Source organism: Pacificimonas flava, from assembly GCF_000342165.1.
GTDB classification, from domain to species: domain Bacteria; phylum Pseudomonadota; class Alphaproteobacteria; order Sphingomonadales; family Sphingomonadaceae; genus Pacificimonas; species Pacificimonas flava.
Window position 1 is genome coordinate 38068 of sequence record NZ_AMRV01000013.1, and the last position, 18162, is coordinate 56229.

18 protein-coding genes and 2 tRNA genes are annotated in these 18162 nt (G+C 67.2%); 6 read left to right on the top strand and 14 right to left on the bottom strand.

Annotated features, from left to right (window positions below; all coding sequences use genetic code 11):
* Positions 1 to 3: 3 nt before the first annotated feature.
* The 11 genes from C725_RS13500 to C725_RS13545 form a co-directional block, all read right to left on the bottom strand.
* Positions 4 to 3180, bottom strand: coding sequence for an efflux RND transporter permease subunit (locus C725_RS13500; RefSeq protein WP_008603734.1), 3177 nt, complete (start codon positions 3178 to 3180; stop codon positions 4 to 6).
* Between the two features lie 24 nt (positions 3181 to 3204).
* The gene (locus C725_RS13505; RefSeq protein WP_008603735.1) at positions 3205 to 4485 is read right to left on the bottom strand and encodes an efflux RND transporter periplasmic adaptor subunit; all 1281 of its coding nucleotides are present in this window, start codon (positions 4483 to 4485) and stop codon (positions 3205 to 3207) included.
* Positions 4482 to 4883, bottom strand: coding sequence for a hypothetical protein (locus C725_RS13510; protein ID WP_008603736.1), 402 nt, complete (start codon positions 4881 to 4883; stop codon positions 4482 to 4484). Before C725_RS13510 ends, C725_RS13505 begins: the two co-directional genes overlap by 4 nt.
* Positions 4884 to 5257: 374 nt before the next feature.
* Positions 5258 to 5866, bottom strand: coding sequence for a TetR/AcrR family transcriptional regulator (locus tag C725_RS13515; protein ID WP_008603737.1), 609 nt, complete (start codon positions 5864 to 5866; stop codon positions 5258 to 5260).
* Between the two features lie 83 nt (positions 5867 to 5949).
* Positions 5950 to 6025: transfer RNA gene (locus C725_RS13520), tRNA-Phe, on the bottom strand.
* Between the two features lie 111 nt (positions 6026 to 6136).
* A complete protein-coding gene (locus C725_RS15920; protein ID WP_008603738.1) occupies positions 6137 to 6298 on the bottom strand; it encodes a DNA gyrase inhibitor YacG in 162 nt (53 codons plus the stop codon).
* Positions 6279 to 7247: a ribonuclease gene (locus tag C725_RS13525; protein WP_008603739.1), complete on the bottom strand. Its 969-nt coding sequence runs from the start codon at positions 7245 to 7247 to the stop codon at positions 6279 to 6281. The genes C725_RS15920 and C725_RS13525 overlap by 20 nt, the downstream gene beginning before the upstream one ends.
* A 1-nt stretch (position 7248) precedes the next feature.
* Positions 7249 to 7836, bottom strand: a complete 588-nt coding sequence (locus tag C725_RS13530) for a Maf family protein (protein ID WP_008603740.1) — start codon at positions 7834 to 7836, stop codon at positions 7249 to 7251.
* Positions 7837 to 7843: 7 nt separating this feature from the next.
* A complete protein-coding gene (gene infA / locus C725_RS13535) occupies positions 7844 to 8062 on the bottom strand; it encodes a translation initiation factor IF-1 (protein WP_008603741.1) in 219 nt (72 codons plus the stop codon).
* A gap of 135 nt (positions 8063 to 8197) precedes the next feature.
* A complete protein-coding gene (locus C725_RS13540) occupies positions 8198 to 9259 on the bottom strand; it encodes a DUF2332 domain-containing protein (RefSeq protein WP_008603742.1) in 1062 nt (353 codons plus the stop codon).
* 1 nt (position 9260) lies between these two features.
* On the bottom strand, positions 9261 to 9542 hold the full coding sequence (locus C725_RS13545) for a hypothetical protein (RefSeq protein ID WP_008603743.1): 282 nt from the start codon (positions 9540 to 9542) through the stop codon (positions 9261 to 9263).
* A 155-nt stretch (positions 9543 to 9697) separates the two neighbouring features.
* Here C725_RS13545 and hisG point away from each other — a divergent pair, with 155 nt between their 5' ends.
* Positions 9698 to 10360, top strand: coding sequence for an ATP phosphoribosyltransferase (gene hisG / locus C725_RS13550; RefSeq protein ID WP_008603744.1), 663 nt, complete (start codon positions 9698 to 9700; stop codon positions 10358 to 10360).
* Positions 10344 to 11636, top strand: a complete 1293-nt coding sequence (gene hisD, locus C725_RS13555; RefSeq protein ID WP_008603745.1) for a histidinol dehydrogenase — start codon at positions 10344 to 10346, stop codon at positions 11634 to 11636. Before hisG ends, hisD begins: the two co-directional genes overlap by 17 nt.
* 10 nt (positions 11637 to 11646) lie before the next feature.
* On the opposite strand, the gene C725_RS13560 is transcribed toward hisD, so the two are convergent.
* Positions 11647 to 13929 carry a S8 family peptidase gene (locus C725_RS13560; RefSeq protein WP_008603746.1) on the bottom strand — a complete coding sequence of 761 codons (2283 nt, stop codon included), beginning with the start codon at positions 13927 to 13929 and terminating at the stop codon, positions 11647 to 11649.
* Between the two features lie 131 nt (positions 13930 to 14060).
* Between C725_RS13560 and C725_RS13565 the strand changes: the two genes are divergently transcribed.
* The 3 genes from C725_RS13565 to dapE are packed head-to-tail and all read left to right on the top strand — an operon-like array spanning position 14061 to position 16708.
* Positions 14061 to 14717, top strand: a complete 657-nt coding sequence (locus tag C725_RS13565) for a pyrimidine 5'-nucleotidase (protein ID WP_008603747.1) — start codon at positions 14061 to 14063, stop codon at positions 14715 to 14717.
* A gap of 4 nt (positions 14718 to 14721) precedes the next feature.
* Positions 14722 to 15540, top strand: a complete 819-nt coding sequence (dapD, locus tag C725_RS13570) for a 2,3,4,5-tetrahydropyridine-2,6-dicarboxylate N-succinyltransferase (RefSeq protein WP_008603748.1) — start codon at positions 14722 to 14724, stop codon at positions 15538 to 15540.
* Complete coding sequence (gene dapE / locus C725_RS13575; RefSeq protein WP_008603749.1) at positions 15533 to 16708, top strand: succinyl-diaminopimelate desuccinylase; 1176 nt, start codon at positions 15533 to 15535, stop codon at positions 16706 to 16708. Before dapD ends, dapE begins: the two co-directional genes overlap by 8 nt.
* A gap of 21 nt (positions 16709 to 16729) precedes the next feature.
* Here the strand turns inward: dapE and C725_RS13580 are convergent, their stop codons facing one another.
* A complete protein-coding gene (locus C725_RS13580) occupies positions 16730 to 17350 on the bottom strand; it encodes a hypothetical protein (RefSeq protein WP_008603750.1) in 621 nt (206 codons plus the stop codon).
* 110 nt (positions 17351 to 17460) lie between these two features.
* Here C725_RS13580 and C725_RS13585 point away from each other — a divergent pair.
* Positions 17461 to 17537: transfer RNA gene (locus C725_RS13585), tRNA-Arg, on the top strand.
* A 274-nt stretch (positions 17538 to 17811) separates the two neighbouring features.
* Here the strand turns inward: C725_RS13585 and C725_RS13590 are convergent.
* Positions 17812 to 18075 (bottom strand): hypothetical protein, encoded by a 264-nt coding sequence (locus C725_RS13590; protein WP_038283409.1) that lies wholly within the window; start codon positions 18073 to 18075, stop codon positions 17812 to 17814.
* Positions 18076 to 18162: the final 87 nt, after the last annotated feature.

Below are 18162 nucleotides of genomic sequence, written 5' to 3' on the forward strand. Positions count from 1 at the left end.
AACCTATTCCGCCGGCTGCAACGCCGCGCCGTCCTCGGAACGGCGGCGCCGTCCAAGACGGTCGCCCAGCGCGCGGCAGACGACGTAGAATGTGGGGGTGAAAAGAAGACCGAACCCGGTCACGCCGAGCATGCCGAAGAACACCGCCGTACCCAGCGCCTGGCGCAGCTCCGCCCCGGCGCCCTTCGCGATCAGGAGCGGCACCGCGCCCAGAATGAAGGCGAAGCTGGTCATCAGGATCGGCCGCAGCCGGTCCCGCGCCGCGCGAATGGCGGCCTCCACCGGTGACAGACCATCATCGTCCTCCGCCTGCTTGGCGAACTCGACCACCAGAATGGCGTTCTTCGCCGCCAGCGCGATCAGGACGACAAGGCCGATCTGCGTCAGGACGTTGTTGTCCATGCCGCGCAGATTGACGCCGATCATGGCCGCGAGCAGGCACATGGGCACGATCAGGATGATCGCCAGCGGCAGCACCAGACTTTCATACTGCGCCGCCAGCACCAGGAAGACGAACAGCACGGCCAGGGCAAAGACGATGGCGGCGGTATTGCCGGCCATCTGCTGCTGATAGGCAATGCCCGTCCATTCCTGACCGAAGCCGCTCGGCAGGGTCTCCGTCGCCAGCTTCTCCATCGTCACCAGCGACTGGCCAGACGAGTAGCCGGGCGCCGTGTCGCCATCGATGGCAACGGCGGGCCGCAGATTGTAACGCGTCACCCGATAGGGACCGGTCTTGCTGTCGAACGTCGCGACGGACCCGATGGGAACCATCTCGCCGCTGTTCGAGCGCGTCTGCAGGTTCGCGATATCGGCTTCCGTTTCCCGGTGTTCCGCATCCGCCTGCGCCGTGACGCGGTAGGTGCGGCCGAGAAGATTGAAGTCGTTCACATAGGCGGAGCCCAGATAGACCGACAGCGCCTCGAACACGCGCTCCGGCGGGACGCCGAGCATGTCCGCCTTGCGGCGGTCGATATCGGCAAAGATGCGCGGCGTGGCTGTGTTGAAGAAGGTGTAGACCTGCGCCAGCCCCTCCGTCTGGTTCGCCTTTCCGATCAGGCCATAGGCCGCACCTTCCAGCGCCTCGTAACTGTGTTCGCCAAGATCCTGCACCATCATCCGATAGCCGCCGGCAGAGCCGATGCCCTGAATGAGCGGTGGCGGCACGATCATCAGCCGCGCCTCGTTGATGTCGGCCGTGCGGCGCTGCGCCTCCGCCATGATATCCTCGAAGCTGACACCGAGTTCCTGGCGCTTCTCAAAGGATTCCAGCGGCACATAGGCAGCGGCGGTGTTCGGCGCGAGCGTCTGCGACGGGCCGTCGAACCCGGCCAGCATCACCGAACCCTTGACCCCGGGGATCGGCAGGATCCGCTTCGCCACGTCCTGCATGACTGCATCCGTGCGCTCAAGCGAGGAGCCGGCGGGAAGCTGGATCACGGTCAGGAAATAGCCCTGGTCCTGCGCCGGGATAAAGCCGGTCGGCGTCGCCCAGAACAGCCCGACCGTGGCCGCGATCAGGCCGCCATAGCCCAGCATGACACGACGCGGCCGGGTCACGAGCCAGCGGGTGAGCGCGGCATACCGTTCGCTCATCCGCTCGAACCCGCGGTTGAACCCGTCACCGGCCCGGTGAAGGACGGCCATGATCCGCGACGGCCTGTCGCTGCGCTCCTCCGCACGGAGGAGAAGGGCCGCAAGCGCCGGTGACAGCGTCAGAGACACGACCAGAGAGATCAGGGTGGCCGTCGCGATGGTCACAGCGAATTGCTGATAGAAGGCGCCCGACAGGCCGGTCAGAAACAACGTCGGCACGAACACCGCGCAGAGGACCAGAACAATGGCGACAAGCGCCGCCGACACTTCGTCCATGGAGACACGCGCGGCCTCCAGCGGCGACAGGCCGCGCTCCAGGTTCCGCTCGACATTCTCCACGACGACGATGGCGTCGTCGACGACGATGCCGATAGCCAGCACCATGCCGAACAGGGACAGGTTGTTGAGCGAATAGCCGAAGGCGGCGAGCGCCAGGCAGCTGCCGATCAGCGAGACCGGAATGGCGACCACGGGAATGATGGCCGCGCGCCATTTCTGCAGGAACACGACGATGACCAGCACGACCAGGACCACCGCCTCGCCAAGCGTGTGCATGACCGCATCGACCGACTGCGAGATGAATTCCGTCGGATTGTATATAACGCGGTAGTCCAGCCCCTTCGGAAAGGATTGGGAGGCCGTCTCCATCTGCTCCTCGACCGCCTGCGCGGCTGCCAGTGCGTTCGACCCCGGCCGCTGGAACACGGCCATGATGACGGTCGGATCGCCCGACAAATAGGTGTTCGACGAATAATCGGCGGCGCCGAGTTCGACGTTCGCGACGTCGGAAATGCGCACCTGGCGTCCGTCCGGATCGCTGCGCACGACAATGCCCTCGAACTCTGAGGGATCGGCATAGCGACCCTGCGCCTCCACGTTCAGCTGAAAGGCGTTGCCGCTGTCATAGGGGGGCTGGCCGAGCGTGCCGGCCGCGACCTGGACGTTCTGCGCACGCAGGGCGGCCACGATCTCGCCCGCCGTCAGATCGAGGGCGGCGGCACGGCCGGGATCGATCCAGACGCGCATCGCATAGTCGCGCGCGCCGAACAGGCGAACATCGCCGACCCCGTCGATGCGGTTCAGCCGGTCGCGAATCTGCGTCAGCGCGTAGTTCGAGATGTAGCCGCGATCGAGCGATCCGTCCGGCGACACCAGATTCACCACCATCAGGAAGTCTGGCGACGTCTTCTGCGTGACGACGCCAAGCCGGCGCACCTCCTCCGGCAGGGTCGGCAGCGCGACCGCGACCCGGTTCTGCACCAGCACCTGGGCCGCGTCGAGATCCGTGCCGATCCTGAAGGTAACGGTGATCGTCAGGTTGCCGTCGCCGGTCGATTCCGAGGACATGTAGAGCATGTCGTCGACACCGTTGATTTGCTGCTCGATGGGCGCGGCCACCGTCTCTGCGACGGTCTGCGCGGTCGCGCCCGGATAGCTGGCGGTGACCGTTACGGTCGGCGGCACGATATCCGGATATTGCGAAACCGGCAGGCCGATATACGCGATCGCCCCCAATATGGTGATGACGACGGCGATGACCGCGGCGAAAATCGGCCGCGATATGAAAAATCGGGAAAGACGCATGGAAGCCTCGTCTGGATAGGGCGATCAGTTCGCGGCGAAGCTGGCGCCGCCGATCAGGGCGGTCGTTGCCGGCGCGGAGACGCGGTCTTCGTCGTTCGGCGCGATCCGGCCGGGGCGGGTTTCGACCTTCATGCCCGGCTGCGCGAGCTCGGGCGCGCTGATCACGACACGGTCCGACCGCGACAGGCCGCTGCGCACGACACGAAGGCCGCGAATGGCGGGGCCCAGTTCGACCGGCCTTGCCTCCGCCGTGCCGTCATCGCCGATAATGGTGACGATCTTGCGGGCCTGATCGGTCTGCACGGCCGCATCGGGCACCAGCAGCGCACGGCGGGCCGAGGCGCTCGTCAGGTGCGCATCACCGAACATTCCGGGCGACAGGAACCCATCGGGATTGTCGACGACCGCGCGAATGCGGATCGTGCCGGATCGCGGGTCGAGGCCGTTGTCGGTAAAATCCAGCCGTCCTTTCCAGCGATATGCGGTCTCGTCCTGCAACCTGATCTCGATGGGGGCGTCGCCGCCGCCTTCCTCCGCCGCGCGGCGCATCTTCAGAAACAGCGCTTCGGACGCCTCGACATTGAAATAGAGCGGGTCGACAGCGTTGATCGTCGTCAGAAGCGTGGCCGTACCGGCACCGCCGCCGCCCACCTGGTTGCCGGCATCGATCCGGCGGTCCGAGATGCGACCCGCTATGGGCGCCCGAACCTTCGTAAAGCCGAGATCGAGCGTGCGCGCCCGGACATCGGCATCCGCAGCCGCAACGGCAGCCTGCGCCGCCTGCTCCTCCGCACGCAGGCGGTCGACTTCGCTGGCTGATACGGCGTCGATATCGACGAGTTCCAGCGCCCGCGTCAGCTCGGCATCGGCCAGGTTCATGCTGCTGACGGCGCTCGCCCGCCGCGCCTGCGCCTCGGCAAGAGCGGCCTCGAAGGGGCGGGGGTCGATCGTGAAGAGAAGATCGCCGCGCCTGACGAGGGCGCCGTCCTCGAAATGGACGCCGGTGACCTCACCGGCTACCCGCGGCCGCACCTCGACCGTCCGGCTGGGCGAGAAACGGCCGACATACTCGTCCCATTCCGTGATCTCGCGAACCACGGGATTGGCGACAGTCACTTCGACCTGCGGCGGGGCGGCATTCGCCGGACCTGCGGGCTGCAACACCTCGTATCCCGCCCATGCGGCCAGAAATAGCGGCACCGCCATGAAGGCGCCGCGCCGCAGTGCCGCGCGCTTCGATCTGCGCGCCGCAGGATGCTTCGGTGCGTCCGCCGAGGAGGACGCGATTTTCGTATGCATGTTCATCCGTGTACCCCCACGCTGCGACCGGACCGCCCCGCGTCGATGCTTCCGCGGACCAGTTCATATTGCTGCGATGTGAAGCCGGCGCCGAGGAACGCGGCGATCTCACCATCGTCGATGGCGGCCGCGCGGTGCCACGCAAGCACGGCAAGGCGGCGCAGAGCCTCGAGCCGCCGGTCGGCGAGCGCCGGCAGACGGCGCCCGCCGAACAGAAGTCCCATGGCGGCCGCGATAGCGCCGGGTCTTCTTATGCTGGACGGCCGCTCCCTGCGGGCAAGAGCCACCACGGACCATTCCAGTGCCGACAGGCTGGCGGGCTGGGGGGAGGCCACGGCACGAAGAGCCGGAAAATCGGCCTCCTCCTGAAATTCCGTGGTTTGCGAAGCGTCGAGTAGCGTCATGTAAAATCCTTGTCGGGACGCAGGCGCACGTCCCCTGTTTCCGAAAACGCGGGTCTTCGGACCGCTGTGAATTGGATGCACGCCTCCCGCAGCCCGGCATGCGCCGAACGAGAAAAGAGTGCCCTATTGTGTGTGGTCGGCAGGGGATTCAGGCGCACCAAATCGCGCCTGAATCCGATGCCGATCGAAAACGGAACCGCCGCTAGTTCGGGGCGGGCTCCGTTATTCTGCTAAGTCCATATCGAGTCGGCTGTGCATCGCACGTCCCCTTCTCATTTCCATACCATGCGGTATATAAATGGGCACGGCCGATCGTCAAGACCTTTTATGTACCGGTCGGTATTATTCAATAAAAAAGTTGGAAACGGGCCGGGCTAGCGCCCGGGCCACATGGAGAGACCAGTCTTCACGACCTTCTCCAGATCCTCGCGCGTCGCACCGGCACCGGCCTGAACGGCCATGCCCTGCAATATGGCGAACAGGTATCCCGTCAGTCCGTCGATATCGATTTCGGCCGGCAAGTCGCCATCCTGCTTCGCCTGCTCCAACCGTTCGACGAGCGCGTTGCGCGACGACACCCGGCGGGCAATGACATGTTCGCGGATGGCGTCCGCTTCCGCACCGCAAGCAACCGCACTGATGACTCCCAGACAGCCCTTCGGCTCGCACTCGCTGCATTGCGCATCGATGGCCCCATAGAGCATACGTTCGGCCACGCCCTTGGCGGTCGGGGCATCAAGCGCACGCCGCGTATATTCGAGCTTTTCCCGCTCGTAGAGGTCGAGAGCGCGCCGAAACAGCGCCTCCTTGTTGCCGAAGGCCGCATAAAGGCTGGGACGCGTGATCCCCATCGCCTCCGTAAGGTCCGTCAGAGAGGCGCCCTCATACCCCTTGCTCCAAAAGACGCGCAGCGCCGCCGTCAGCGCGACGTCGACGTCGAACTCCCGCGGGCGGCCTTTGGTGGGTGTATTGCTCGCTAACATAACGAACGGTATATAATGCCCGCCGTCTTAAAGTCCAATGAACGGGCAGGACCTGCGCGGATGGATAGGGCAGGGAAGCCAAGTGGTGCCCGGGGACGGAATCGAACCGCCGACACTGCGATTTTCAGTCGCATGCTCTACCAACTGAGCTACCCGGGCACGGGAACGCGGCGTCTGTTCCGCGCGTGGAGAGCGGCCTAATAGGGAGCAGCGTTCGGCTTGTCCAGAGGATGCGGTCCCATCCAGTTCAGAATACGCCGTTGGCCAACCCTAATTGCCGGATGGCTCCTCTTCCGGCGCAACGGGGACGCGGTATCCCTCGTCAAGCCAGGTGATGAGATCGCGGTCGCGGCAGCGGCGCGAGCAAAAGGGGCGATCCGCAGGGGTCGCGGGTTTGCCGCAGATCGGGCATTCAGGGGCCGGCGTGGACATCGCCCCACCATAAGGGGTCGTTCCCCGCCGCTTTCAAGGTCACGCGCCCGCCCGTACGCCGCGCCAGCAGGCTGAGGAGCGCGGGCTGCCCCTCCAGCCAGTCCGCAATTCGGACGCCAGCCGACAGCTCAAGTTTCGTGCACGGCACCGCGCGTTCGGCGCGCCGCAGCAGGTCGAGCGCGCCGGTTTCGAGCGATTGATTCTGCACCCGCTCGATCAGTGACGGGCGTCGACGCGCCCGCACCACCTGAAGCAGGCCGAAGCCGTTGACGCCCGTTCGTTCAAAGGGGCCGGCCGCGGCGGAATCGAAGGCGTCGTCGAACGCCGCGGCAGCGGACTGGCGCTCGGCCTTCCCCTCCAGGCTGGGCAGGTCGATGAGGATGGAGCCGCCAATGTCGAGCCGGCGAATCGCACGCGCGGCAGCGGCGGCGCCGCGCCGCGCCAGATCGGCCGGGGGCAGGCTGCCGTCGATATCAATCGTGGTCCCGGCGGGCGTCGGAACGATGGACAGCAAGCCGCCTTCGAATGCCACGACGCCGGAGCGCGCCTCCTCGATCAACTCCTCCCAGCCATGTTCGGACAGATCGCCGGGCCGTGCGTCTATCCGCTCCGGGCCCTCGGCAGCAGCAGCGGCAGCGTGGGGCATGCGCGCTTTCGCGTCGCGCAGGCGGCCGCGTTCCGGAATGACCTGACGAGCGATGATCAGGGCTACCGTCTCACCCTCCGTCCGGCCACGCGGCCAGGGCTCGACCAGAAGCGGCGTGCCGTTCATCTCGGCCAGGCCGCGCCCATCCTGTTTCCGGACCAGCCTCGCCTCGACGACGGTGCCGGCGACCAGTTCGCCAGCCCTCTCGATCCGCGCGTCGGTGATCTCTCCCCGCTCGACGCGCGCAAGGCGGGTTTCGCCGATGCCGCGCTCCGACAGCCAGTCGCCGGCCGGCGGGCCCATGCTAGACGGGAAAACCCGCGGTCAGCAGCAGGGCCCGCGTCTCGTAAAGCGGCAGCCCCACCACCCCGGTATAGCTCCCCGACAGGAATGGGACGAACGCAGAGGCGCGGCCCTGTATAGCATAACCCGCCGCCTTGCCGACGCCCTCGCCGCTCTCGGCATAGGCGTCGATCTCATCGGGATGCAGGCGCTTGAAGCGGACGACGCTGGCGGCAACGCGAACACGCACCTGACCGTCCGCGTCGATCAGCGCGACGGCGGAAAAGACGTCATGGCGCCGGCCGCTGAGCAGGGTCAGGAAGCGGCGAACATCGTCCGGACTCTCAGCGGGCGGAAAGATGCGCCGGCCGGCCGCGACAGTGGTATCCCCGGCAAGGACGCACTCTCCATCGGCGCGCGAGACGGCGAGCGCCTTTTCGCGGGCCATCCGTTCGGCATAGGGTCTCGGACGTTCGCCCTTGGCCGGGGTTTCGTTGATATCGGGGGATTGGATGCGCGCCGGCTCGATGCCCAGCTGCGCCAAGAGATCGCGGCGGCGCGGGCTGGAGGAAGCCAGCACAAGGGCGGGCGCGGAGTCCGGCCGCGGCACCGCGCGCCTACTTGAAGCGGTACGTGATGCGACCCTTGGTCAGGTCGTAGGGGGTCAGTTCGACGAGCACCTCGTCACCGACCAGGACGCGAATGCGGTTCTTGCGCATCTTGCCGGCAGTGTGCCCGAGGATCTCGTGATCGTTCTCGAGCTTGACGCGGAACATGGCATTCGGAAGCAGTTCCGTTACCTGACCGCGCATTTCGATGAGTTCTTCTTTTGCCATTCGGCTCCCTTGGGATCTCGCTTGCTGTGCGCCGAAACCGGAAAAAATGACCGGCGCATGAAAAATCGCGCCGCTTCGCGAAGTGGCGAAGGGCGGCGGCACCTCTCTACGAGATGGGAACGAAAGGCAAGAATTTCAATTCCCGGTCTGCGGAAGCCGCCAGCGGACCTGCGTCCCGTGCGGATGCGCGTCCGCCAGATGCTCTTCATCCGGATCGCCTTCCGGTCTGCCGGACCAGCTGGTCAGCCGCAGCGTGGGCAAGGCCCCGGGCGAACCCGCGTCATCCTCGTAGCGGAGCCAGAACAGCGGCGCAAAGGCGCCGGTCCGCTTACCGATGCCCCGCATGTGGGCGGCGATTCGCTGCTGCGAGGCGCGCGGGAAGTACTGGAATGCGATGGAATGGAACAGGACCGTCGCAGTTCCGTCCAGCGGGAGAAGGCACCGCTCCGTCCAGTCGGCGGCATCGGCCCGGTCTATGGGCGGCGGATCGGCGGCAGCGGCGGCAAGCGCCGCTTCCAGCCGTTCCACCCGCGCGGTCTGGTCGGGCCAGACATAGGCGAGCAGCCGCTGCTGCGTCGCCGGATCGGTCACATCGAGCGGATTGATGTCGACGCCTCGCCGTTCCGTCACATTCACCTTGGCATTCGGCGGCGGCGGCCCCTCCCACTCAGGCTGAATCCTTACCGCCGACGCCGTGCGCCCGGTCCTCAGCCCGCCCAAATCATAGGCATAATCGTCGAGGCGCAGATTGAGGCCGGCGCTCGCGCCCAGCTCGAACAGGCGCAGCGGCAGACCGGTGCGGGCAGCGATGGTCATCAGTCCCGGCATCAGCACGCCCGAACGGCCGACCTCGTTCGTCTGCGGCGGCCCGTCCAGCCAAGGCTGCAATGCGGCGCCCACGACCGGCAGGGTTTTGCGGAGCGCGGCCTCAAGCGCGGCAGTCTCCGGCAGCGGGTTTGGCGGGTAAAGACTTGCCAAAGCAGGCGCTTTCCCGGCGCGTACCAGTGCGTTCAGCCCGCCTGTCACACGCAGCACCATGGCATCCGCCACGGGATCTCCCGGCCAGCCCATAACGCGCCGTCCCGTTTCACTGGACATGTCCAGCGCCCGGTCCAGTGCCAGGCAGAGCCGCTGCATGAACGGCGATCCCAGCCGAGCCGACCATTGCGCCTGCCGCTCGAACGGGCGCGTCGTCATGTCAGCGGACGCCGCGTAATCGCCTGGCGTTGCCGGTTGCGCGGCTGTGAATGGGTTTCAGCAGGTTTTCCAGCGCCTCCAGCGGATCCCGCGCGCGGCTGGCGCCGGAAAACGCGCGATAGAACGCGTCGGTCTTCTCCGGCAACATACGGCCGAATTCCGCCATGTCGGCAGGGCTGGGCGACGCGCCGGCGTCGCAGATCATCCGCATGCGCCGGTGCATCACGAAGGCGCTGGCCGTCAATGTCTCTCCCCACAGCAGCGAAAGTTTCGCTGCGCGCACGCCAGTTGCGATGGTGTCATCGAATATAGTCAGTGTTTCCCCCACATGCCGGGCCGCGTTCCTGCGCCGCGGACGGCGGCGGCGCCTTGCGGCCAGTAACCGCTCCCTATACCAGCACCTTTCCTAAAGACGACCCCAATGGGCATGACCCCCTTATGACCGACAGCCTCATCTTCGCCGTTCCGAAGGGCCGCATTCTGGACGAGGCGCTGCCCCTGATGGCACGCGCCGGTCTGACGCCGGAGGCGGAATTTCACGACAAGTCGAGCCGCAAGCTGCAATTCGGTACCAACGTGCCGGGCGTATCGCTGATACGCGTGCGGGCCTTCGACGCCGCCACCTTCGTCGCGCACGGCGCTGCCGATTTCGGCATCGTCGGCAGCGACGTCGTCGACGAATTCGGCTATTCCGCGCTCTATGCCCCGGTGGACCTGAAGATCGGTGCATGCCGCCTTTCGGTGGCGGAGCCGCAGGAACTTGCCGCCACGGACGATCCGCGCGGCTGGAGTCACGTTCGGGTCGCTACGAAATATCCCCAGACGACCAGCCGGCACTTCGCCGCGCGCGGCGTGCAGGCGGAATGCGTCAAGCTGAACGGCGCCATGGAGCTTGCCCCGGCGCTGGGGCTGACCAGCCGCATCGTCGACCTGGTGTCCAGCGGCAACACGCTGAAGGCGAACGGCCTGGTCGAGGTCGAGGTGATTTCCGAGGTCACCAGCCGGCTGATCGTCGCGCGGCCGGCGTTCAAGCGAAAGGGCGCGGTGATGGCGGACTGGATTGCGCGGTTCCGGGAGGCGGCGGATGCAACGTCTGAATAGCGCATCGGGCGACTTCGCCGCCCGCTTTCGCGCGCTGGTCGAGGCAGGCCGGGGCGAGGGCGGCGATGTCTCTGCGGCCGTGCGGACGATCATCGAGGACGTGCGCCAGCGCGGCGATGCGGCGATCGCGGAACTGACGGCCCGCTTCGACGGGTTCGATCCGGCGGGCGAACTGCGCATTCCGACAGGCCGCATCGACGCCGCGTTGAAGCGCGTCGACAAGGATCTGCTTGCGGCGATGGAGCTGGCGGCATCCCGAATTCGCGCCTTTCACGAGGTGCAGCGGCCCGCCGACCATCAGCAGGTCGACGAGACGGGCACGCGTACGGGTTGGCGCTACAGCCCGATTGCGGCGGCCGGGCTGTACGTGCCGGGCGGCCGCGCGGCACTGTTCTCCTCCGTACTGATGAACGCCATTCCGGCGAAAGTGGCGGGCGTGGAGCAACTGGTGATGGTCACGCCGACCCCCGGCGGAGAGCCGAACGACGAGGTGCTTGCGGCCGCGAAGCTTGCCGGCGTCGACACGATCTACCGAATCGGCGGCGCACAGGCCGTCGCCGCGCTCGCCTTCGGCACAGAAAGCGTGCCCGCGGTCGATTTCATCGCCGGTCCGGGCAATGCGTTTGTGGCGGAGGCGAAGCGCCAGCTTTACGGCCGCATCGGCATCGACATGGTCGCGGGTCCGTCGGAAATCCTGATCGTGGCGGACAGCGGCGCCGATCCGGCGGTCCTGGCCGCGGATCTGCTGAGCCAGGCGGAGCACGACCCGACCTCCCAATCGATCCTGATCACCGATTCGCCGTCGCTCGCTCAGGCGGTTCTGGCGGCGCTACCAGCCGCGTTCGATGCGATATCGACCGCTGAGACGGCGCGTGCGAGCTGGGATGCCAACGGTGCGGTCATCGAAATTGCAGACCTGTCCGAAGCGCCCGCGCTGATCGATGCGCTGGCGCCCGAGCATCTGCTGCTGGCGGTCCGTGATCCGGACGCCGTCTTCGCGCGCGTGCGCCATGCCGGAAGCGTTTTTTTGGGCTACGACACGCCGGAGGCGATCGGCGATTACCTCGCCGGTCCCAACCATGTGCTGCCGACCGGCCGGCGGGCGCGGTTCTCCAGCGGGCTCGGCACAGCGAATTTCATGAAGCGCACGACGTTCCTCGGCTGCGGCCCCGAGGGTTTCCAGGCACTCGGACCGCCGGCCGCGCGCCTTGCCGAAGCGGAAGGGCTGCCGGCGCACGCACTGTCGATCACGCGCCGCCTCGATCGAGGAGCCTAGCGCACCGCGTCTAGAATCGGCGTTCCAGTTGCACGGCGGCGCCGATATCCGCCGGCGCATCGGCGCGGTGGCCGGGATGGCGACGTACGAAGCTGCTCAGGTTCAGAAAGCCGCTGCGAAGGGGCAGGGCGTACGCGGCCTCCAACGCGATTTCGCGGCCCGAGGGGCTGAGGTCGAACCGGCGCAGGGCATAGGTCGCCGCCGCCGTGCCGTAATCATAGGCAACCGGTAGCGACAGGGGCAGGGACGCGCGCTCGAACCGCAGCGGCTGCGACAGCTGAACACCGAAACGGTCCCCCGTTTGCAGCAGCGAAGACCCGTTCAGCGCCGCCGAGAAACCGCTGGAAAGCAGCGGCGCACCCCCCGCAGCGATCAGCCCGCCTGCGCTCGTCAGCCGGGTCGCGCCGCCCCGCGCGGAAACATCAAGCGACCAGCCGTGCGGCAACGCGACGAGAGCGCCGACCTCCAGAAGATCGGTGGCGCTGCCGCCGATGCCGAGCTCCGGCGCGGCGGCGGACCCGAGGAAGGTCTCGGCCTCCTCCAGCCGCTCGACCGCCGCGATCATCTGGACACCGCCAAGTGCGCGGGCGACCTGAACGCGAAAGCGGTCCGCACGCGCCGGGTCCGCGCCTCGGGGCAGACCCAGAGCGGGCGCCGGGTCCCAGCTCTCCCCTTCGACGAAGGCGGCGGCGACGGACCACGCGCCAAGCCTTGTCGAGGCGGCCATGCCGGCGCCGGCGCTGACTCCCTCGGCGGAGCGAAGACCGCCGTCCGACAGAAAGGCGGGGCGGGCGGCGGTGCCCGTGCCCAGCCGCGTCAGCATGTCCGGTGCATAGCCATAGCCGGCCGTGAACGCCGTGCGGGGCGACATCGCCGTGCTGGCGTAGCCGCGACGCAATATCGGCTCCACACCGCCGCGTGCATCGAGACCGCGCGCCGCGTTCGATCCGGCAAGCGCGAAACCCTGTTGGCTGGCGGAGAATCCGATCGCGGCGCCGCCGATCCTTCCCCCGGCGCCCCATTCCCCGCCAAGAAGCGCAGGCGCGAGGAGGCCGCGCGGCGACAGGCTCGCAGCCTCGCGATGTGCGTCCATGCTGTAGGCGCGGCCGAGCGAATCGAGCGCGACGACCGTTCCCAACGTCATGCCGGCCTTGCCCGAATCGCCGGCCGCACCGCCCGATGCGATCAGCGGACCGGTCTGGAGCAGCGACAGGCCGGAGCCGACGAGCCCCAGGCTGCCCTGCGGTGCGAAGGCGGCGGCGAGGTCCACCGCGCCGTGACCGTAGACGGCGTCGACGCCGGCATCGCCCAGGTCGCGGGCCGTATCCTTCAGGAGAGAGATCGCCTGGTCGGCGGTGAGGTTGGGGAAGGCGGAATAAAGCAGCGCCAGCGCGCCGCTGACCCCGGGCGCGGCAAAAGACGTGCCGGAGAGGTAGAATCCCTGCCCGCTATCGTCGAAGCCGACGACATCCTCGCCCAGGGCAGTCAGGAAATATTGCTGCAGGCTGCCCGCCCGGTTGCTGAAGTCGGCGATGGCGCCGCTCTCGTTCAGGGCGCCCACGACGAGCACCCGTCCCCGCGCCTCGGAACTGCCCGCGATCGCCGTCAACGGGTCGGGATTCGCTTCGCCGTCATTGCCGGCGGAAATGACCACCACCATCCCGGCCGCGGTGGCGCGATCTATGGCGCGAACCAGCGGCAGTTGCGCAGGCGAGCCGCCGAGGGAAAGGTTAACCACCCGCGCACCCGCCTGCAGCGCCAGATCGACGCCGCTCGCGATATTGCGGTCGGGATAGGAACAGTCCTCGCTGTCGGCGCAGCTTCCCGGTTCGTCCGCGCGGGCGACGACCAGCGTCGCATCCGGCGCCACGCCATGGGTGAAGCTGCCGTCATTCGCCGCGGCGGCGACGCTGGCGACGGCGGTGCCGTGACCGCCCTCGTCGGCGAGGCCGCGATTGCCGGCGACGTCGCGGCTCAGCGGATCAATGCGGCCGGCAAACTCAGGGAGCGCCGTATTAATGCCGCTGTCGACGATGCCGATCTTCACGCCCTGACCCAGCGCCCCGGAATCATAGGCGGCCAGCGCCTGCAGGCTGGTCGCCGCGTTGGAGCGTCGATATTCGGCCGTGTCGTACAGGCCGGGTGTCGGGGCCGGGCTGGGCGTGGGGGCCGGGCTGGGCGCCGGCGTCGTGGGGGTCGGGATCGGCCGCACCGGCGCACCGCCGCCACCGCCGCACGCCGCCAATGCCGCGCAGAACGCTGCCCCCAGAAGGAAACCGATACGCCGCTTCATGCTTACTGCCCTCGAATGCCACTGGAACGGCTTTTCGTTCCGGCCCCTGACGCCGCCCTCATAACGGCACGATCATGTCGCGCCGGTTAACCGGTCGCCAGCGGCTGTGCGAGCCTTTAGGGGCAGGGCCCATGGATTTATCGCATATCGATGCCTGGCTGTTTGACCTCGACAACACGCTGTATCCGGCGACGGCAAACCTGTTCGCGCGTATCGACGTACGCATGGGCGAATTCATCGCCCGCGAGCTTCATGTGGACGCGGACGAGGCGCGGCGGATCCAGAAGGATTTCTTCCATCGTCACGGTACGACGCTGCGCGGACTGATGGACGAGCATGCCATAGAGCCGTCGCAGTTCCTCGATTTCGTGCACGACATCGAAATGGACGTGCTGAGCCATGACGAGAGGGTCAAGACCGGTATCGCGTCGCTGCCGGGACGAAAGTTCGTCTTCACCAACGGCGATGCCGCCTATGCCGAACGTGTTCTGGAACGGCTCGGCCTCGGCGCGCATTTCGAGGCGATCCACGACATTCACGCCATGAATTACCGGCCGAAGCCGGAGCCTGGCGTTTATCAGGATCTTTGCCGGCGCTACGACATCGCGCCGCGGCGCGCCGCCTTCTTCGAGGACATGGCGAGAAACCTCGCCCCGGCAAAGGCGCTCGGCATGACCACCATCTGGGTGGACAATGGCAGCGAGAGCGCCAGCTATGGCGCCGACATGGACGCGATCGACATCGCCATCCGCGATCTTGGCGGTTGGCTGGAAACATTGGAGCTTTGAACGCATGAGCATCGAAACCATCATCGAAACCGCCTGGGACGGGCGCGGCGAAATCGGCACCGACACGCGAGGCGAGGTGCGCGACGCCGTGACCGAAGCGCTGGCCGCGCTCGACGCGGGGACCGCTCGGGTGGCGGAGCCGGCGGACGGCGGCTGGCGCGTCAATCAGTGGCTGAAGAAGGCGGTGCTTCTCTCCTTTCGCCTGAACGGCATGGAAATCATCGAGGGCGGCCCCGGCGGCGCCACCTGGTACGACAAGGTGCCCTCGAAATTCGTGGGCTGGGGCGAGGCGGAGTTCAAGGCCGCCGCCTTCCGCGCCGTGCCAGGCAGCATCGTCCGCCGCGGCGCCTTCATCGGCAAGGGCGCGGTGCTGATGCCCAGCTTCGTCAATATCGGCGCCCATGTCGGCGCCGGCACCATGGTCGACACCTGGGCGTCGGTCGGCAGCTGCGCGCAAGTGGGCCGGAATTGCCACGTTTCCGCGGGCGCGGGCATCGGCGGTGTTCTGGAGCCGCTGCAGGCCAACCCGACCATCATCGAGGATGACTGCTTCATCGGCGCCCGCTCCGAAGTCGTCGAGGGCGTGCGCATCGGCAAGGGCTCCGTCCTCGGTATGGGCGTTTTCATCACCGCCTCTACGAAGATCGTCGATCGCGAATCGGGCGAAATCGTGCGCGGCGAGGTGCCCCCCTATTCGGTCGTCGTGCCGGGCAGCCTGCCCGACCCGAAGGGCGGCCCCGCGCTCTACTGCGCCGTCATCGTCAAGCGGGTCGACGCCGGCACGCGGGAGAAAACCTCGATCAACGAGCTGCTGCGTGACTGAAGGCGCGACCGGTGCCCGCGCCGCGAGGGCACCCGACCCCGTCGCCCTTTCGCAGGCGCTGATCCGCATCCCGAGCGTGACGCCCGACACGGGCGCGGCGCAGGATCTGCTTGCGGAGGCGCTGGAGGCGGCGGGCTTCACGGTCTGGCGACATCTGTGGGGCGAGGCGCCGGACGGGCCCGTCGCCAATCTGTTCGCCCGGCGCGGGACGGCCGGACCCCATTTCGCCTTTGCCGGCCACACCGACGTCGTGCCCCCCGGCGCGCCGGAGGACTGGCCCGGTCCGCCCTTTGCGGCAGAGGTGCGGGACGGCCTTCTGATCGGGCGCGGCGCCAGCGACATGAAATCCGCCATCGCGGCATTTGTCGCAGCGGCGGCGCGCACCGATACCGGCGCGGGCTCCGTCAGCCTGATCGTCACGGGCGACGAGGAAGGGCCGGCGACATTCGGCACGAAGCGGCTGCTGCAATGGATGCGCGAAGAGGGGCATGTCCCCGATCACTGCCTGGTCGGGGAACCAACCAGCCAGGCGGCGCTGGGCGACATGGTGAAGATCGGCCGGCGCGGATCGGTGAACGCCTGGATCACCGTCGCCGGCGCGCAGGGTCACGTCGCCTATCCGCACATGGCGGCGAATCCGATTCCCGCTTTGGTCGAGATCCTGCAGCGCTTGCAAAGCCGTGTCCTCGACGAAGGCAATGAGTGGTTTCAGCCCTCGAACCTGGAAATCACCGATCTGGAGGTCGGCAATCCGGCGCACAACGTCATTCCGGCGGCGGCGAAGGCGCGGCTGAACATCCGCTTCAACAATCAGCATCGCGGCGCCGATCTGGTGCACTGGATGGAGGACACGGCAACGTCCGTGACGGAGAAGGCGGCGGTCGAGGCAATCGTTTCCGGAGAGGCATTCTTCACCGACCCCGGCCCCTTCGCCGAACTGGTCGCAGGAGCGATCGAATCGGTAACCGGCGGCCGTCCGGACCTCTCCACCTCGGGCGGGACCTCCGATGCCCGCTTCATCCGCGCCATGTGCCCGGTGATCGAGGCGGGCCTGGTGGGCAAGACCATGCACAAGGTAGGAGAAGCGGTCGCGGTTCGCGACATCGAGCGGCTGACGGATATCTATGCCGCCATCTTGACGGGTTATTTCGCGCCGCAGCGGGGCTGAGCCGCCCGCGCGGCCGAGGTTCTAACCGCTACAGGACGCGACGTTCGCATCGATGCCCTGCTTGCCGCGCTGCGGCGCCCAAGCCGCCACGCCGGGCGCGGCCGCAGCCAGCGCGGGCGCGCCCTCATAGCGCTGCATATGCTGGGCGCGAATGTCGCGCATCCGCGCCAGCAGGGCCGCGGCGTCCGGCTGCTCGCTCTCGAACGCCGTGTCGGAGGCGTAGGAGCGCCGAAGCTGGAGAAGCAAGGTTTCCACCTCGGCCAGCGCAAGAAAGGCTGCTTCCCACCGGCTGACCGCCACGGCTGTCGCCGTCTCGCTTTCGCCGCTGTCTGCGGCCAGCGCGGCCTGAGCGTCGTTGCCGGCGCTCCGCCAATTCTCCTCCAGCGTTCCGAAGCGCGCGGACAGCGCGGCGATATCGGTATCCGGCCGCGGCGGAAGCGGCACATCGAAATCCGCGCCTGCCGGCTCGACCTCGACGGCGGGGGCGGCGCGCACCGTACAGGTGCCGGGCTCGAAGGTTTCCCCCGGCCGCAGCGCCAGGCTGGGAAACAGGCTGTCCGGGGCACGGCCGCCGCTGCCGCCACCGCACGCCGTCAGAAGCGGCAGGAGAAGGACGATGGTCGCGGTAGCTCGGCGGATCATGACGGCCGTCCTATGCGCTTTCCGGCAGCGAGGAAACGCGCGATTTCGAATGCAGTGCGCGATAAGGCTTGATTGCCGCGGCAGCCCTACCTAAGTAGCGCCGCTCCTAAGCGCCCGTAGCTCAGCTGGATAGAGCACCAGACTACGAATCTGGGGGTCGGAGGTTCGAATCCTTCCGGGCGCGCCATTTCCGTTCGAAGTTGGGCACCTTCACAGGTCTTGCGTCGGCGTTAGCAACGGCACGTTCAAGGTTTTTTGTAGAACCCACTAAACGGATTTCTCGGTCCCCCACGTCCACGCGGTCGAGAATGCCGCGCGCATAGTATTGGCGTAGCGCAGGGTCGCCGTTGCGGAGGCGGTCCCGAATGAGATCGGAGAAGCGGTCGATCAGTTCCGGGTAATGCGTCGCTCTGACCGTTTTAGCTGTCGCTCGAGGATGATGATATCCGACTTCGTTTGCGTCACCCGCTCGGTGAGCTCCGCATTCTTTTTGCGAACTGGGGATTGGAGGCGGTCAGCTGCCCTGCCACGACCAGATCTAACAACCTTTCATGACCACTTTCTAACGTTGTGAAGCGGGTCCGAAGCTGACGCAGCTTTTTCCGGCGGCCTTCGGATGCCTTTTCCGAGTGATCGAGCCAGCCAGAGAGGAGATCAGGCAGGCGTTCCGGCAAGAACAGGCGCTCCTGAAGCGCGTCCAATACGATGGTATCCAGCTTCGGCATCGAAATGCGCCGACCTTTGCAGGCCCTGGGGCCGGACCTAGGCGCAGGCCCCATTAAAGTGCTTGCGGGAACGACCTCGAGCTGATG

Bases quoted from the DNA above. Each gene is read 5' to 3' on its own strand.
- C725_RS13540 (WP_008603742.1), bottom strand. From the start codon at position 9,259: ATGACGACGCGCCCGTTCGAGCGGCAGGCGCAATGGTCGGCTCGGCTG.
- hisG (WP_008603744.1), top strand. From the start codon at position 9,698: ATGACCGACAGCCTCATCTTCGCCGTTCCGAAGGGCCGCATTCTGGAC.
- C725_RS13510 (WP_008603736.1), bottom strand. From the start codon at position 4,883: ATGACGCTACTCGACGCTTCGCAAACCACGGAATTTCAGGAGGAGGCC.
- C725_RS13580 (WP_008603750.1), bottom strand. From the start codon at position 17,350: ATGATCCGCCGAGCTACCGCGACCATCGTCCTTCTCCTGCCGCTTCTG.
- infA (WP_008603741.1), bottom strand. From the start codon at position 8,062: ATGGCAAAAGAAGAACTCATCGAAATGCGCGGTCAGGTAACGGAACTG.
- C725_RS13560 (WP_008603746.1), bottom strand. From the start codon at position 13,929: ATGAAGCGGCGTATCGGTTTCCTTCTGGGGGCAGCGTTCTGCGCGGCA.
- C725_RS13525 (WP_008603739.1), bottom strand. From the start codon at position 7,247: ATGGGCCCGCCGGCCGGCGACTGGCTGTCGGAGCGCGGCATCGGCGAA.
- C725_RS15920 (WP_008603738.1), bottom strand. From the start codon at position 6,298: ATGTCCACGCCGGCCCCTGAATGCCCGATCTGCGGCAAACCCGCGACC.
- C725_RS13565 (WP_008603747.1), top strand. From the start codon at position 14,061: ATGGATTTATCGCATATCGATGCCTGGCTGTTTGACCTCGACAACACG.
- C725_RS13500 (WP_008603734.1), bottom strand. From the start codon at position 3,180: ATGCGTCTTTCCCGATTTTTCATATCGCGGCCGATTTTCGCCGCGGTC.
- dapD (WP_008603748.1), top strand. From the start codon at position 14,722: ATGAGCATCGAAACCATCATCGAAACCGCCTGGGACGGGCGCGGCGAA.
- hisD (WP_008603745.1), top strand. From the start codon at position 10,344: ATGCAACGTCTGAATAGCGCATCGGGCGACTTCGCCGCCCGCTTTCGC.
- C725_RS13590 (WP_038283409.1), bottom strand. From the start codon at position 18,075: ATGCCGAAGCTGGATACCATCGTATTGGACGCGCTTCAGGAGCGCCTG.
- C725_RS13515 (WP_008603737.1), bottom strand. From the start codon at position 5,866: ATGTTAGCGAGCAATACACCCACCAAAGGCCGCCCGCGGGAGTTCGAC.
- C725_RS13505 (WP_008603735.1), bottom strand. From the start codon at position 4,485: ATGAACATGCATACGAAAATCGCGTCCTCCTCGGCGGACGCACCGAAG.